Below are 17078 nucleotides of genomic sequence, written 5' to 3' on the forward strand. Positions count from 1 at the left end.
GCTACGTCACGCTGACTGATTTTCATTTTTCCACTCCCGTCCGGTTGCTGCCTGCTGCTGTTGCTGCATGCGGCTGTTGTTCAGCGCCTGCGCTTTTGGCGCGTCCATGACCAGCATCCCATCTTTCAGCACGACCACGCGCTCCACCAGCTCCAGCACCGGCACGCGGTGGGTGGCGACAACCAGCGTCCGGTTGCCGAGCCACGCCCCCAGGCGCTGGATAAATTCCCGCTCGGTGTGTTCGTCAAGGGAGGCGGTCGGCTCGTCCATCAGCACGATATTCGGATCACGCAGCAGCATCCGCGCCAGCAGAATCGACTGCCGCTGCCCGCCGGACAATCCCACGCCGTTCTCCATAATCGGGTAGTCCAGCCCCTTTGGCAGCTTCTGCACAAAGCTGGCCGCGCCGCACATCTCCAGCACCTCGAAGATCTCTTCGTCGGTGGCGCGCGGCATGCCGAGGGTGATGTTCTCGCGCAGGGTGCCGTAAAACAGCCGCGCGTTCTGGGTCATAAAGCCAACGTTTCGCCGCACGTCGGCCACGTCCAGATGCGGCAGGCTGAGGTTGTCGAGCCGCAACTCGCCGGCCGCCAGATCCATGCCGCCCGCCATCGCCTGCAGGAGAGTGGATTTGCCCGCGCCGTTACGCCCGAGGATCGCCACTTTCTCGCCCGGCCTGATCTCAAGACGGTTAATGCGCAGCGCCATGCGCGGATCTTCCGGCTGATAGCGGAACTGCGCCTGCTCGAAAAGATAGTGTCCGCGCAGCACGTCCTGGCGGATCGGCGTCTCTTCACGCTGATTTTCAGTAGGAAGCTGCATAATACTGTCCAGCCCCTCTTTGGCGGCCTTAACCTGCTGCCAGCGGGCGAGCACGCCGCACAGCGTCGCCATCGGGGCGATCATCCGGGAGGCCAGCATCGAAGCGGCCACCACCGAGCCGGTGGTCAGCGTGCCGTCAATCACCATCGGCGCGCCAACCACGATCACGGCGGCGTAAACCAGGCTCTGGACGGTCATCCCCCAGCTGATCAGGTTCTGCGTCAGCTCGCGGGTGCGCAGGCCGGATTCCGCGGTGATCTGGATATAGCTGTTCCACTGCTGCAAAAAGCGGTTCTCCGCCTGCATCAGCTTGATGTCCTCCAGCCCCTGTACGCTCTCCACCAGCACCGCGTTGCGCAGGGTGGATTCATGCGCCGACTGCTTCGCCAGCTCGGCCAGCTTCTTTTGCAGCAGCAGGCCCGGCAGGACCATGATTACCGCCGCTACCGGGGCGATCCACGCCAGCTGCGGCGCGATGATCGCCAGCACCACCACAAACAGGAAGAAGAAGGGCAGATCGACAATCGTCGAGATGGTGGAAGAGGTGACCATCTCGCGGATCTGCTCCAGCTCGCGCAGCTGGGAGATAAAGCTGCCGGTGGAACGCGGAATGGCGCTGTGGCGCAGCCGTAACGCGTGGCCGAACACGCGATCCGAGACGCGCAGATCCGAGCGTTTGCCCAGCAGATCCATAATGTGCCCGCGCGCAACGCGCAGCACAAAGCCAAACAGGGTGGCGATCAGCACCCCGATGGTCAGCACGTAGAGCGTCGGGTAGGACTGGGCGGGGATCACCCGGTCATACACCTGCATGGAAAAGACAATGCCGGAGAGGGAGAGCACATTGATAAACAGCGCCGCCAGCATCACCCAGCTGTAGGGGCGCAGGTCGCGCATCACCAGCCGGTAGAGCCAGTCCGGACGGTACTTTGAGATGTAGGCGTCCACGCGGCTGTCTTTCAGCGCGGCCAGCGGACGCAGGGCGATAACGTGGCGGATGGCGGGCAGCATTGCGCTCATCGACAGGCGGTTGGTGTATGTCTTGTCGTCGAAAAAGCTGACCTCGAGCGTATCTTCTCCGTCGAAATTCTCGATCACGCCGATTTTTCCGTCGTTCAGCGCCACCACCACCGGCAGACGCCAGCTGTTGATCGACTGCTGATCGGCCGTCAGCAGCTGGAACGTCAGCCCGGCTTCACGGGCAAGCTGAGTCAGTGCGGGCACCATCGGTTTGCCTTTCAGCCACGGCGCGCCCGCGACGAGCGAGCCTGGCGAACAGGCAACGCGGTAGCGCGTGGCGACAAAGCCAAACGCCTGAGCCCACTGCTCCAGCGCCTCATCCGTCATCGTTTCCCCCTGCGGGATGTCGCGTTGCTTCATGGCTGGATCTCCACGGTCTGGATGGTGCGGTTATCAAGATCGAACGCATGACGCAATTGCCCTGTGTTATAGAGGCAGTTGAGCTGCAGCTGATGCAGCTGACCGAGGGTCTGCTGCTGGGTAAAGCGCGCCTGATAGACCTCCTGCTCGGCGTTGAGCACGTCCAGCAGCGGGCGCGAGCCGAGATCGAGATACTGCTGCTGGTAGAGCTCGCGGGTGCGGGCGCTGAGCGCCTCCTGGCGGCCCTGAATTTGCAGCGTGCTTTGCAGGCTCATGACCTGGCTGCGGGCCTCCAGCAGCTTCTGGCGGACATCGAGGCGCGTGCGCTGAATGGTCGACTGCGCCGCTTCCACCGCGTGACCGGCGGCGTTGCGTCGGGCGGTGAGTCCGCCGCCCTGATAGAGCGGCATCTGGACTTTCACCCAGGCGGAATATTGGGTACGGTCCCGCGTTTCGTTACCCGCGTAGCGATCGTTCAGGTAGTGACGGACTTCCGGCTCCAGCGAGACGGTTGGCGTCATCTGCGCGTCGGCGTAGTCAAGGTTAGCCTGAGCGACGTTCGCCTGTGCCCAGGCGGCGAGGACCGCAGGCACCAGACGATCGTCCGGCTCAGCGATATCGCAGCTGCGGGCCAGCTTCTGCGGAAAGTCATTGCTGATATCGTTCAGGCTGTTCCAGCCGAGAAAGCTCATCAGCGTGGCGCGGGCGCTGTCGAGGCTGGCCTGATACTGCATCAACTGGGCGCGCGCCCCTTCAATGCGTGCGTCGGTCTGCACCACGTCAGAGAGCGAGGTGGCCCCTTCGTCGTTACGCTGGCGGGTCAGGGTACCTATTGATGAGAGGGCGTCAAGCTGCTCTTTGGCGGTGTCGACCATCTGCTGCCAGGTTTGCACCTGCACCATGGCGATAGCGGTATCGTGGGCGATGGTGTCGATGCTGACCAGCACGTTGGCCTGCTGCTGGGCGACCCCGGCGTTTTCGGCCCGCACCTGGCTTGCCACTTTGCCGAAGTCGTAGAGCATCTGTGAAAGAGAGAGCACCAGCGACGGCGTAAAGCCGTTCTGGTCGCCGTCGTGGGAATACCCGTTGTCTATGCCGGCGTTGATTTGCGGATAGTATTTCGATTTGGCGACGTCGACCTCTTCGTTCTGTTCGTAGAGTTTGCCCACGGCTTCAGCGATCGCCGGGTGCCAGGTGACAGCGCGATTAACGGCCTCGCCAAGCTGTAGTGAACCGGGAGCGGCTTTGCCTGCCACCGGAGCGACGCGGCCATTCAGTGAGGGGAGTTCCTGCGTTTCGCGGAGCTGTCCGGTATTGATGGTTGCCGCCGGGTTTGCCGCGATGGCGGGTACAGATATCAGGCAGCACGAGAGCCACCAGTAAGGCATCTTTATTCCCATGTCTTGTCCCTAATAAATAAGTACAGCTTTATTATTTATGCCCGGGCGCTGTGCGCCCGGGTCATGTCCTGCAGGTGCTATCAGGTAATGATGTGTTGCTGGTTCACAAGCTCGTCGTACGTGGTCTGCACGTTATCAAGCGTAACGAGTGCAGTATTAGTGTAGGTGCTCCCTGCGCCGTCACGGTCGATGGAGATCACAGTGTTGCTACCGCTTTGTGTGACATGGATATAATTCCCCAGCGAGGCGGTATTACCGTCCCAGCCCACCAGCAGATCGCCAATGTCGATCTTGTCTCCCTGCGCCAGGGAGAAGTTCGTCCAGTGGTCGCCGCCGGCGCTGGTGATGTTGCCCCCCGTCGCGTTGCCCGCCGTGCTGTTCAGCACCTGATAAATCAGCGTGTCGCCGTAGGCCGTACCGCTAATCACATCGTTATGCTCCGAACTGATAAATTTCGGCGCCATGTTGATGGTCAGCGACGCGGTGTCCGTGGTGCCGTTGGCATCGGTCAGGGTGTAGTTAAAGATCTCCTTCGTGGTAATGGTAGAGAGCGATATCCCCGGGTTGAGCGTATAGGTGTAACTGCCGTCTGCGGCAATCGCCAGCGTGCCGTAGTGACCCGTGATGCTCGACTGCGTGCTGCCGGTGTAGGGATCCAGCGTAGTGGTAATGCCGTCGTAGCCGGTAATGCTCACGCGGGTATCCACCGAGTGCAGCTGGTCCATCGTCCCTGCGGAACCAGTGCCGTCGAAAATGTTGCCGTCAACGGTGTGGGTGCCCGTGGCGTCGAACTGCGACAGCGAGTAGCTTGTGCCGGTGACGCTTGGGGTGATGGTGATATTTCCTACTCCCAGCGGCCCCATTCTGCCGGTATAGCTCAGGGTGTAGGTCCCCGCCTCCAGGTCGAGACCCGTCAGGTTGACCGTTGCCGTGCCGCCCAGCAGCAGCCCGCCGTTGAACGAGCCGGTTCTGACGGTGGTGGCGCCGTTGGTCAGCGTCCAGTCAACCGTCAACCCTGTAAGCGTCAGCAACGAGGCGACGTTAAACGACAGCACCACGTTGTGCAGCGCGGTATTGGCATCCACCACGAAGGTGCCGGAGCCGGAGCCCTGGGTTGAAGCGAGCAGCGCGGCGTTCCAGCTCGCCGACCCGACGGTTGTATCCGAGTATGCGGCGGTGTGGTGTACCGACGTCACGTCCATCGCGGTGCTGACATCATTCACCGCATTCATCGGCTGCGCGGTTGGGGTGATGTTGAGCGAAGCCGTGTCTTTCGTGCCGTCCGGCGCGGTAATGGTGTAGACGAAGGTATCCGGGGTGCTGATGTGGTCAACGCCGACGCCGCTATTCAGGGTGTAGGTGTACTCCCCGGCCGCGTTGATGCTCAGCGTACCGTACTCGCCGGTAATGTTCGTCAGACCGCTGCTGTTCACCGCTACGCCGTTAACTTCCGTCACCAGCGTGCCGACTGGCGCAATATCATCCGACAGAACGTCCCCGGTAGTGCTCGCGCTGACGCTCGCCACGCTGTAGACATGATCCTGCAGCACGTCCAGCGTGTAGGCCGTCAGGGCGGTAATCCCCGCAGCCGTATTCAGCAGGAATAGGTACTCACCGGCCGGCAGCTGCAGCGTCAGCTGAGGCGAGGTGCCGCCCAGCAGCGGCGCGCGCAGCCAGCCTGGTTCAACGCGCATCTGCTCGAAGGTCTGGGTCGCGTTGTTGAACTTGTAAACGTACAAATCAAACACCGACGCCAGCGCCACGCCGCCCACGGAGGCCTGGATGGTCATGGTGCGGGTAGTGCCTTCCTCCACGTTATAGATGATGGGATTGGTCATATCGTCCAGCAGGTTCAGCCCCAGCGTGTTGCCGAGATTGATTCCCACCAGGGTAAAGCCGCCCTGGGACGACGTACCGTTGTTAATCGCGTTGACGGTGGTATCGAAGGTCAGCGAGTTCGTATCGTCAACCGCGACAATACCGCTGGTGGCGGTACCGGTGCCCAGCGACAGCACCAGATTCGCCGACGCGCTGACGCCGTTATGCGTGATGGTGTAGCTGAAGCTCTCCGTCCGGCCAATCACCGATGCACTGGTGTTGGTCAGATCGTAGGTGTAACTGCCGTCGCGGTTAATGGTCAGCGTACCGTACTGACCCTGGATCACCGTGCCGTCGGCAGTGACGCTGGTGGTGACACCCTGGGCGTTAGTGACGGCCGTGACCGTTGCCCCTGCCGGAGCGTTGTCGCTGCCTGCGGTTGGGTCAACGTCGGTGATCACGTTACCGCCGAGGCTGGTGTCGCCCGTAACGGTGCCCGGCCCGGTCTCTTTCACCGCCACGTCGAGGCTGGTGTAGGAGCCGGTTGCCAGCAGGTTGGTGTTATAGCTCAGCACGCGGTAGTTGCCGTCCGCCAGCCCGGTCAGGTTTAGTGAAACGCCTGTTGCCCCCAGGGTCAGCAGGTCGGCAAACTGCGGCTGTCCGGTATCGACTACGGTAGTCCAGGTATTGTTAACGGTGTCAAAGCGCTGTACCACCAGCTCAAGGGTGTTGAGCAGAGAGAGTACGGCCCCCGTGGCGTTGGCGTTCACGACGATATCCGCGCTGCCGCCGCTGCCCACGGTGAAGTTGACCTGAGCGGTGTCATTACCGAGCAGCGTCAGGACGTTGCCCACGGCACCGACCAGCAGGAAGCCGTAGTCGCTGTACTGGCTGTTGGTGACGGTGGCCGTGGTGCTGAGATCCAGCTCTTCGACATTATTGCTGGCGGAGAGCGGCACCACTGGCGCGAGCGCCGAGCCGGGCTGCGAGATATTGCCCGCCGCGTCGGTGGCGGTGATTTGCAGCGTCTGGCCTTCAGTCTGTTTGTTAACGAAGGTGTAGCTGTACGTGCCGTTGCTGCCCGCTGTGGTCGTGACCGTCGAGCCGTCCGTTAGACGGATGGTGACGGTACTGCCTGCTTCAGCATTGCCGGTTAATACGCTACCGTCGGCGTTGAAGGTTCCGGTTGGGGCCGTTGGCGCGGTCAGATCGACGATAATCGTCGTCACGGCCGATGCCGGGCTGGTGTTGCCTGCGGCATCGGTGGCCGTGGCGGTGAAGTTGTGGGTGCCCTGCGTCAGCGTGGTGGTTTCCGGCAGCGTCCAGTTGCCATTGCCGTCGGCGGTGACGGTGCCCACCAGCGTGATGCCATCGTAGATCCGTACCGTTGCATTCGCTTCGGCGGTCCCGCTCAGCGCCGGACGCGTGTCGTTGGTCGGGTTGGTGCCGGTTACCGGTCCGATGACGCTGCCGACATCATCAATTACCGAGCTGATGACCGGCGCTGCCGGGGCAAGGGTATCGACGTTAATCGTGTACCCGGCGGTTGGCGCGCTGGCATTGCCCGTCGCATCGGTGGCGGTAAAGGTCAACGTGTGCGGGCCGTTGCCCAGCGCCGGAGAAGGCGTATAGCTCCACGCCCCGCCGGTGGCGATCACGCTGCCGATCTGCACGCCGTTATCGAAGATTTTCACCGTAGAACCCGCTTCCGCCGTACCGCTGAGGGTTGGCTGCGCGTCGTTGGTTATTCCTCCGTTCGCGACTGGCGTTGCCGCATTGCCGACGTCATCCAGAATGCTGGTGAGCACCGGCAGCGCTGGTGGCGCGGTGTCAATCGTCAGACTGAAGCTTGCGGACGACGCGCTGGTGTTGCCTGCGGCATCCGTAGCCTGCGCGGTGAAGCTGTGCGCCCCCTCTGTCAGCGTGGTATTGAGTAAGATACTCCAGCTGCCGCTGCCGTCTGCGGTGCCCGTCCCGACCAGCGTGGTTCCCTCATAGATATTCACGGTGGCAAACGGTTCGCTGGTTCCGACCAGCCGCGGTACGGTGTCGTCAGTCGTCTGCCCGGACGTGATTGGCCCGGTAATGCTCCCCACATCGTCAATCGCCTGGCTGATAACCGGCGCGGTGGGTGCCGTGCTATCGACAACCAGCGTAAAGCCTGGCGAGGCGGGGCTGATGTTCCCTGCGGCATCGGTGACCGTGGCGGTCCAGGTGTGGCTGCCAGCCGCCAGCGGCGTGGACGGCGTAAAGCTCCATGCACCGGTACCGTCAGCCAGCGCGGTGCCGACAGGCTGCCCGTTTTCATAGATAGTGACCGTGGCGTTGGCCGTCGCGGTGCCGCTCAGCGTTGGCGTGGTGTCGTCGGTGCTTTGCCCGGAAGTGAGCGGGGTTTGAATACTGCCCACGTTATCTGCCGCCGCTGAAATGACCGGCGCAGACGGCACGCCCGTATCCACCGTCAGGTTAAACGGTGCTGTTGCAGTACCCACGTTGCCCGCCGCGTCGGTGGCGTTGAAGGTAATGGCATGCGGTCCGTCGATCAGATCGGTACCCGGCGTGAAGGTCCAGCTGCCCTGGGCATTGACCACGGCGGTGCCAATTTCGTTGCCATCAACAATCACGTGCACCGTAGAACCCACGTCGCCCGTACCGTTGAAGGTCGGACGCGCGTCGTTAGTGCTGTTACCCGACGTGAGCGTCCCCGTGATCGGTGCGACATCGTCAATCACGCTGGTCACCACCGGCACGCCGGGGCCTGCGGTATCGACGGTGAAGGCGAAGACCGACGAGTTCGCCGAGGCGTTGCCCGCGGCATCCGTTGCGTACGCGCGCAGGGAGTAGCTGCCGTCGTCCAGCGGCGTGGTCGGGGTGAAGGACCAGTTACCGTTTACGTCGACGGTCGTCGTACCCAACTGCGTACCGTTATTCATGATGTAGATGGTGCTGCCTGCCTGTCCGGTGCCGCTAATCGTTGGGGTGTTGTCGTTGGTCGCCTGCCCGCTGGTGAGGTTGCCCGTGACGCCGCCAGGGACGTTATCACTTACCGTATCCAGCGTTGGAACCGTCGGCGCCGTGAGGTCAACCACCACGCTCCACGGGGCGGAGACCAGGCTCAGGTTACCCTGCGGATCGGTTGCCTGAACCGTAAACGCGTGTGGCCCTTCGACAAGAGCGGTCTCTGGCGTAAAGCTCCACGCGCCGGTGTCATCAGCCGTAACCACGGCAATCTGGGTAGCGCCATCGAAAATGGTCACGATGCTGTTTGCGTCCGCTGTCCCCGAAAGGGTTGGCGTGGCGTCGTTCGTTTCGCTGCCGCTCGCTACCGGGGTGGCGGTATTGCCCACATTATCCGTTACGCTGGTGATGACCGGCGTGGTGGAAATGGAATCCACCACGATGGTGAAGTCCGCCGAAGGACCGCTCTGATTTCCCGCCGGATCGGTTTCGCGGATGGTCAGAACATTACTGCCTTCTGGCAGGGCGGGCGTGGTGTAGCTCCAGGTGCCGGTATTACCAACCACCACGCTGTCCAGCAGCACGCCGTTGTTGTAGATGGAGATGGTATCACCCACCGCGCCGGTGCCGGTGAGGGTCGGCTGGCTGTCGTTGGTGGTCTGGCCGCTGGTCAGCGGACCGGTGACAGGACCTACGTCATCAATGACCGAGCCAATGGTTGGCGTGCCCGGCGCGGTCAGATCGACGGTTACGCTGGCCGCCGGAGAGCGGCCGCTGGTGGCACCGTTGAGGGTCGCGGTCACCTCAAAGGTGTGCAGCCCCTCGCCAAGCGCGGCCGGCGTATAGCTCCAGTTGCCGCTGCCGTCGGCGGTCACCGTTGTTAATGGCGTCGTGCTACCGTCCTGATAGATAGTAATCACGCTGCCCGCTTCGGCCGTACCGGTAAGCGTTGGCGTGGTGTCGTTGGTGGTTTTGCCTTTCACATCGCCGGTGACCGGGTCCACGTCATCGACAATAGCCGTAATGACGGGTACCTGCGGCAGCTCAAGCGGCGAGTCGGTGACGATAAAAGGCACGTCAGCGCTGGCATTTCCTGCGGCGTCCGTGGCGGTCACGGTCAGCGTGGTTGGATCCAGCTGCGCCGGGCTCAGCGCAATGGAGAAGCTGCCGTCGCTGCCGACAACGCCGGTACCAATGACCGTGCCACCGCTGTCTTTCACGGTAATGGTGCTTCCCTCTTCGCCGGTACCGGTCAGCGGTGTCCCTTCATCAGCCAGGAGCATGTTGCCCGGATCGGCCGGGGCGACGGTATCGACCGTCACGCTCAGCGGTGCTGAACTGCCAGAGAGGTTACCCGCCGGATCGCTGGAAGAGACGGTGAAGGTATATGTAGCATCCGGCAGCGTCGCGTCGGCAGTCCAGCTCCAGGTGCCATCCGGCTGCACTGTTACCGTCACGGCAGATGGCGTGCCGTCTACGGAAACGATCACGGTAGTTCCCGGCTCACCGGTCCCGGTAAGGGTTGGCGTGCCGTCCTTAGTATACAGCTGGTTGTTGGACAGCTGGCTGTCAGCAACGGCGCTAATGACGGGGATTTCCGGCGCAAGGGTATCGAGCGTGACGGAAACGACCGGGCTCGGCGCGCTGACGTTACCCGCGGCATCGACTCCCGCAACGGTGATGTTCAGCAGGCCGTCCTGCTGTGGTGGCAGGACAAAGCTCCATTCTCCGTTAACGACATCGACACGTCCTACCTCAACGCCGTTGTTGTAAACGATGACCGTGTCGCCAGTCGTGCCGGTACCTCCGACGGTTGGCGTCGCATCGGTGATTAAGCCCCCATTCGGCTGGCCCCCGACGGCGTCAAATACCGGGACATCCGGTGCTACGGTATCCACGGTAATCGTAATCGCTGGCGACGGGTCAGAGACGTTGCCCGCCTCATCGGTGGCGGTGGTGGTATAGACGTGGCTGCCTTCCCCAATATTACTGTCAGGACGCCAGCTCCAGTTGCCGTTGCTGTCTACCGTCACGGTGCCCACGATGGTCGGTGTGCCGTTAACGGTATCAGTGATGTTGATAACGTCATTCGCCGTACCGGTGCCGCTCAGGACCGGGCGCGGATCGTTGGTGGTTCCGCCATCGGGAACGGGGCCGGTTATCTGGCTGACGCTGTCGGTAATCACCGGTGCTGCTGGTGTTGTTGGCGCATCGGTATCAATGGTGATGGTGACCGGCTGGGACGGGGCGCTTTCGTTGCCCGTGCCGTCCATATTGGTGACGGTCAGGGTAATGTCATAGGTGCCGTTAGGCAGCGGGGTAGCTGGCGTCCAGGTCCAGTTGCCGGTGCCGTCCACGAGAACATCATCAAGCTTGACGCCACCGTTGTAGATGGTCACGGTATCGCCCGGATTGCCGGTGCCGCTCAGGGTCGGTGTGGTGTCGCGGGTGGTTTCTCCCGGGTTCAGCGGCGTTTCTGTGCCGTCAGGATTGACGGTGATTGCCGGGATCTCCGGCGTGGCTGGCGGAACGGTATCTACCGTCAGTTCAAACGGCGTTGAGATGGTGGTATTGCCCGCGGCATCTGTGGCATGCACCGTCAGCGTATGCAGGCCGTCGGTGAGCGGGATAACGGGGGTAAAGCTCCAGCCGCCGCTGCCGTCGAGGGTCGCGGTGCCGAGCAGGGTGGTACCGTCATAAACGGTAATCACCGCATCTGCCGGCGCGGTGCCGCTCAGGGTCGGCGTGGTGTCGTCGGTGATGTCGCCGCTGGTAAGCGGCCCGTTAACGCCGCCCACGTCATCGGTTACGGTGGCGATGGTGGCCGCCGCTGGCGGCGTGGTATCGACGGTCAGGGTAAAGCCGCCTGACGGCTGGCTGGTATTACCCGCTCCATCGGTGGTGACGGCGGTAAAGGTATAGGTGCCGTTAACAAGCGGTGTGGTTGGGGTATAGGTCCACGTGCCGCTGCTGTCGATCACAATTGTCGTGAGATCGACGCCGTCCTGGCGGATGGTGACGGTTGAGCCCGGCTCCGCGGTGCCGCTCAGGGTCGGCGTGGTGTCATTGGTGCTGTCGCCAGAGTTGAGCGCGCCGAGGCGCTCTGGCACGTCATCCACCACCTGGGTAATGACCGGCGCATCCGGGGCAACGCTGTCAATGATGATGCCCCAGCTGTTGGAAACGTCGCTAATGTTGCCCGCCGCGTCAGTTGCGACGGCGGTCAGGGTATGTTGACCCTCAGCGATCGGGGTGTCCGGAGTAAAGCTCCACGCGCCGAGGCCATCGGCGACGGTGGTTCCAATATCAACCCCATCCACGCGGATGGTGACCGTGGCGTTGGCCGCGGCGGTACCGCTGAGCGTCGGGGTTGAATCATTGGTGGTCTCATTGAGGTCGAGCGAGCCGGTTCGTCCGGGCACATCGTCAACGACCTGCGTAATCACCGGGGCGGCCGGTGCTGTCCCGTCGACGATAATGGTCCACGCGTTCGATTGTCCGCTCGGGTTACCGGCGGCATCCGTTGCCGTTGCCGTCAGCACGTACGTACCATCAGCCAGCGGAGAGGGCGGCGTAAAGCTCCACAGGCCGGATGAGGGGACGGCCACCGTGCCGATGATATCACTGCCGTTGAAAATCGTGATGGTCGAACCGGGTTCGCCCGTGCCGTTCAGGGTCGGCGCCCGGTCGTTGGTCAGCCCATTCTGGTCCACGGGACCGGTTGTGTTCAGCACGTCGTCAATCACCGACACGATAACCGGGGCCTGCGGTGGGGTGATATCCGGCGCTGCTGCGGAGGTTGCTGGCCCCGTGTTGCCCGCAGCGTCGGTGGCGTCTGCGGTCAGGATTTCGCCGTTGAGCTTAGGCGGGGTCAGCGTCAGGCTAAAGTTGCCCTCGCTGTCGGCCACCGGGGTGCCAAGGATAGCGTCGCCTTCACGGATGGTTACCGTGCTGCCAGGCTCCGCGGTGCCGGTGATGGTGCCGCCATCATTCGATACGACGAGGTCGCCGGGGGCCAGCGGCGGCGTGGTGTCGACGGTGAAAGTGATAGGCTCTGATGGCGCGCTCTGGTTTCCGGCTGCATCGGTTTCAACGACGGTTATCGTGTGCGTCCCGTCCGGGAGCGGGCCGTCTGGCGTGACGCTCCAGGTGCCGTTCGGCAGCACCGTTGTGGTTCCAACCGCAATGCCGTTATCGTAGATAGTGATTGTGCCACCGGGCTCGCCCGTTCCTGCCAGGATCGGCTTTGACGCATCGGTAGGCGTGCCTGCGGTTATGGTCCCTCTGATCGCACCCGTGTCGTCGGTCAGCACAATCGCGGTCGGCGCGGTCGGCGGGGTAAGATCCACGGTGAGGGTAAATACCGGTGAGGCCGGTCCGAGGTTGCCGGCGGCGTCGGTTGCCCGCACGGTAATCTGGTGGGTGCTTTCAGTCAGATCGGTTGACGGGGTAAATGTCCAGGTGCCGTTGCTGGCGACGAGCGCCGTGCCAATGGCGACTCCGCCGTCATAGATGGTTACGGTGGAGCCCGCCTCCGCAGTGCCGCTGAGCTGCGGACGTGGATCGTTGGTGCTGCCGCCGTTTGTGACCGACCCCGTTTGAGGATCAATATCGTCCGTCACGCTGCCGATCGTTGGGGCATCGGGTGCGGTGAGATCCGGCGCCGTAATCGTTGTGCCCTGGCTGGTATTCCCGGCCGCATCCGTCGCGGTGGCGGTCACCTGTTCGCCGTTGGTCAGCGGAGTGCCGAGAGACACGGTAAAGTTGCCGTCACTGCCGGTTTTTCCGGTGCCAAGGACGTTGCCGTACGCATCTTTCAGCGTGATGGTACTGCCGGGCTCGGCGGTACCGGTGACGCTTTTACCGTCCGACGAGAACTGAAGGCTGGAGGGTGCATTCGGCGGTGTTGTATCCGGGTTGGTGGGATCGACTGGCGTACCGGGGTTAGGGTTAGGATTGTTGTTATTCCCAGCATCGTCATCCCCGCCGCCGCCGCCGCCACTGGAGCTTGCCACCGCCGCGATGGCGCCAGCCGCGACAATGCCGCCCAGCGCCCACGGCCAGATGGCGGCACCACCTGCATCACTCCCGGATGCGGCCAGCAAGGCGTCCGTGGACGCGATGGATTCGTACGTGGCGGCTCCGGTGGGATCTTCAATCCACCATAACGCACCGTCACTCTCCTGGAGCACCAGCTGGCTCACGCCCTGCGCGTCGGTGACATAGAAGTTTTTAAGGGTGATCACTTCCCCTGAGTGCAGTGTCACCACCAGATCGTTACCACTTCGCGCGAAGTGGGAGACATCGGCTCGCTCTACATGAAGCTCAACGATAGAGGAATGGCTCAGCGTAACCTGTGTGCCTTCCGTAGTCGTTTCCACGCCAGTGAGTTTTGATATAACAGAGATTTGGCTCATTTAGGTATTACTCCAGCAGAGTTATCGTGAACGACGAGCAAGACGAGCCATCTCTGGAGAAGGTAAAGGGCGCCCCCGGCGGAGTTACTGTTTATTAAACAGCACTCACCGTCTTTTTTAGAGCGAACGATGCCCGCCAGGACTCAGAGTGGCAACATCAGAGCGAATGTAATTACTTACGAGTCAGAATGTTTGCTATGCGTATTTTGTGCCTTATAAAACCCTGTAATTAATAGAGGATTTGGTTTTGAGGATATAAAAATGATATAGCCAGAAAACGGTGAATGTGCAAATTAAGCTTTCGTAAATAAAGGGGTAAGTCGTAAAGAGGGCATTAATTTATTGATATGGATTATGTGTTTATTTTCTTATCTGATTGTTTTTATTGGTTTTTTTTATTTTTAGTTTGCGTGTTTTATTTGTGCTTTAGGTGTAATTCAATAATTGGTAGTGACGTTTTTGAATGTAATTAAAAATGTTATTATTTAAATCTGCTTAATTTGTGTTTAAGTTAGGGTAACATTTTTGATGTAGGATATATTATATTAATTAGAATTTAAAATATATTCTTATATGGTGTGGGAATTCTGCTACTGCGAGCGAAAATATAATAACCTGCTTTATTTTCAATGCGGTTCATCTATTAGCCTGATACTAAGGTCGAAAAAATATGACCACGGGGATGGGCAGCCGGACGTTTGCATTAATACCCTCTGTTCGAAGCATTAAAAAGGCCGCTAACGCGGCCCTGAGATGAGTGTGTCGATTACTCAGTGACTTTCTTTTCCAGCTCGCTGGCACCTTCTTTGGTTTTGTTCCAGCCTTTCTCTGCGCCTTCTTTAGTGGCATCCCACCCCTTCTCGGTGCCTTCTTTGGTTTTATGCCAGGCTTTCTGGGAATCTTCGCTGACTTTGCTGCCAAGGCTTTCGCTCTTACCTTCCGCAGCATGCTGCTGTTTCAGCTTCAGCTCTTCGCCCTTGTTCTGCTCTTCGTGCAGTTTTTGCTTCGCTTCGTTGGCGTTTGCGTTCGCCGCAGCGACGGTATCGTCAGTTGCATGTGTGGTCGCAGCAAATACTGGGGAAGCCAGCAGAACGGCAGATAATGCGATAATTGTTTTTTTCATAATATCCTCATTTAACGTTATCGGTTATGAGCGTGATTCAGCATGGCACAGACGAAGCGGGGTGGCTTTAGGAAAAAACTGTAATGAGATCAAAGTACCCAGGTAAGCGCCTCCTTGCTTGAGGATCACCCGAAGGATAAAAAACCTATTTCTATGAGGGCTGCAAGGGTCAGCAGAATAAAGAAAATAACGACCATGGGTCTGTACATTTTAAGGCTCCATCCTTGTGTGATGTCTTGTCCAGCGTACGGGATACATCGTTAAGCCATCCCCGGCACGACATATCCCCTGAGTGAATTGTGTCCGTTTTTACTTTTCCATGGGAGGAGAGCGGTGTCGTTGATGTTTATCAAAGGGCAGCGGCAGGGTAAGGAAAATCTGCATGAAAGTTACTGGCCTTGTTAGCGTTGAACGCTTTGCGTTGCTGCTGGCTGTCGCCACTGGCGGACGTGCTCGATCAGGGCTCTTAGCTTGGGCGCCATATTGTGACGCTGGGGGAAATAGAGATAAAAGCCTGGAAAAGACGGAAGAAACGCATCCAGCAGGGCAACAAGCTGCCCCGTTTCAATATACGGAGTGAATGTATCCTCCGTGGCTAAGGTTATGCCGCCGCCGGCCAGTGCCAGGCTGAGCATAAGGCGGAGATCGTTTGTGGTGATCTGCGGTTCAATCGCCACATCGAAAGGAACTCCCGCCTCCTCAAATTCCCAGCGATAGGGGGCAACGTCCGGGGCTGGGCGCCAGCCGATACACCGGTGAACCACCAGCTCGCGGGGGTGCTCAGGTACGCCGTGAGTCGCCAGATAGGATGGTGAAGCCACCACCCTCTCACACTGCTGACCCGTAAGGGGAACGGCGATCATGTCTTTTTCAATAACTTCACCCAGCCTTACCCCGGCGTCATAGCCCGCCGCCACGATATCGAACTCCTCGTCCGACACGAAGATATCAAGCGATACCGCAGGATGCGCAGCCGCAAATGAAGCGAGCAGCGGGCCAGAGAGAAAGGCTTCCGCGATTGAGGTGACCGCGATTCTGAGCTGGCCGCGCGGTGCGCTGTCCGACGCGACGTCTTCAAATGCCGCTTCAATATTGGCGATGGGGGCCTGCAACGATTTACGCAGCCGTTCCCCTGCTTCAGTGAGGCTTACCGAGCGCGTGGTGCGCATCACCAGCAGGGTTTGAAAACCATCTTCAAGACGCCTAATCCCCTGGCTGACAGCGGAGCGGGTTATGCCCAGCCGCGCGGCGGCAGCGCTAAAGCTGCGCTCCTCTGCGACCGCCAGAAAAACAGGTAACAGATTGAGATCGATTTTCATTGTTTAACATTGCTAACCAGTGAGTCCAGTAAATGCAGGATACAAGAAACAATGGTGAGTATCTATTATCACGTTGAACTCAACGTAAGGAGCAAAATATGAACAAAGTTATCTTAATTACCGGTGCATCAAGCGGTATCGGAGAAGGTATTGCCAGAGAGTTAGGCAAGGCAGGCGCGAACGTTTTCCTGGGCGCTCGCAGGCTGGATCGCATCAACGCCCTGGCTGCTGAAATCCGCAGTGCAGGGGGGGAAGCAGAGGCCGCAGTCTTAGACGTTACCCGCCGCCAGTCGATGGCTGACTTCGTACAGGCAGCGCGTGAAAAGTGGGGCCGCATTGACGTGCTGATTAACAACGCGGGCATCATGCCTCTTTCTCCGCTTTCGGCAGGCAAGCAGGATGAGTGGGAGCGCACCATTGACGTGAATATCAAGGGCGTGCTGTGGGGGATAGGCGCCGTTCTGCCGATTATGGAAGCCCAGGGCTCGGGACAAATCATTAATATCGGCTCGATTGGTGCCTTGTCCGTGGTGCCCACGGCTGCCGTCTACTGTGCCACCAAATTCGCCGTACGGGCGATTTCGGATGGTTTACGTCAGGAAAGTTCGAACATCCGCGTGACCTGCGTTAACCCTGGGGTAGTGGAAAGCGAACTGGCCTCGACCATTACGCACCCGGAAACCATGGCGGCGATGGACGCGTACCGTGCTATTGCCCTCAAACCTGCTGATATCGCCCGCGCTGTACGCCACATCATCGAGGCGCCTGAGAGTGTCGATACAACAGAAATTACGATCAGACCGACGGCATCTGCGAACTAACTTGCGGATGAAAATTAGCG

General features: G+C 60.2%; 6 protein-coding genes. 1 reads left to right on the top strand and 5 read right to left on the bottom strand.

Going from position 1 to position 17078, the window contains the following annotated elements:
* Nucleotides 1-6: 6 nt before the first annotated feature.
* The 5 genes from APT89_RS10945 to APT89_RS10965 all read right to left on the bottom strand — a co-directional run bounded on the left by APT89_RS10945 (nucleotide 7) and on the right by APT89_RS10965 (nucleotide 16237).
* Nucleotides 7-2202, bottom strand: coding sequence for a type I secretion system permease/ATPase (locus tag APT89_RS10945; protein WP_028014148.1), 2196 nt, complete (start codon nucleotides 2200-2202; stop codon nucleotides 7-9).
* Nucleotides 2199-3602, bottom strand: a complete 1404-nt coding sequence (locus APT89_RS10950) for a TolC family outer membrane protein (RefSeq protein ID WP_060572329.1) — start codon at nucleotides 3600-3602, stop codon at nucleotides 2199-2201. The genes APT89_RS10945 and APT89_RS10950 overlap by 4 nt, the downstream gene beginning before the upstream one ends.
* An 80-nt stretch (nucleotides 3603-3682) precedes the next feature.
* Complete coding sequence (locus tag APT89_RS10955; protein WP_060572331.1) at nucleotides 3683-13795, bottom strand: BapA/Bap/LapF family large adhesin; 10113 nt, start codon at nucleotides 13793-13795, stop codon at nucleotides 3683-3685.
* A gap of 766 nt (nucleotides 13796-14561) precedes the next feature.
* On the bottom strand, nucleotides 14562-14918 hold the full coding sequence (locus tag APT89_RS10960) for a hypothetical protein (protein WP_014884928.1): 357 nt from the start codon (nucleotides 14916-14918) through the stop codon (nucleotides 14562-14564).
* Nucleotides 14919-15319: 401 nt separating this feature from the next.
* Nucleotides 15320-16237: a LysR family transcriptional regulator gene (locus tag APT89_RS10965; RefSeq protein WP_060572333.1), complete on the bottom strand. Its 918-nt coding sequence runs from the start codon at nucleotides 16235-16237 to the stop codon at nucleotides 15320-15322.
* A gap of 98 nt (nucleotides 16238-16335) precedes the next feature.
* Here APT89_RS10965 and APT89_RS10970 point away from each other — a divergent pair, with 98 nt between their 5' ends.
* Nucleotides 16336-17058, top strand: a complete 723-nt coding sequence (locus APT89_RS10970; RefSeq protein ID WP_028014143.1) for an SDR family oxidoreductase — start codon at nucleotides 16336-16338, stop codon at nucleotides 17056-17058.
* The last annotated feature ends 20 nt before the right edge of the window (nucleotides 17059-17078 follow it).

Source organism: Enterobacter sp. 50588862 (assembly GCF_001462935.1).
Taxonomy (GTDB): domain Bacteria; phylum Pseudomonadota; class Gammaproteobacteria; order Enterobacterales; family Enterobacteriaceae; genus Enterobacter; species Enterobacter bugandensis.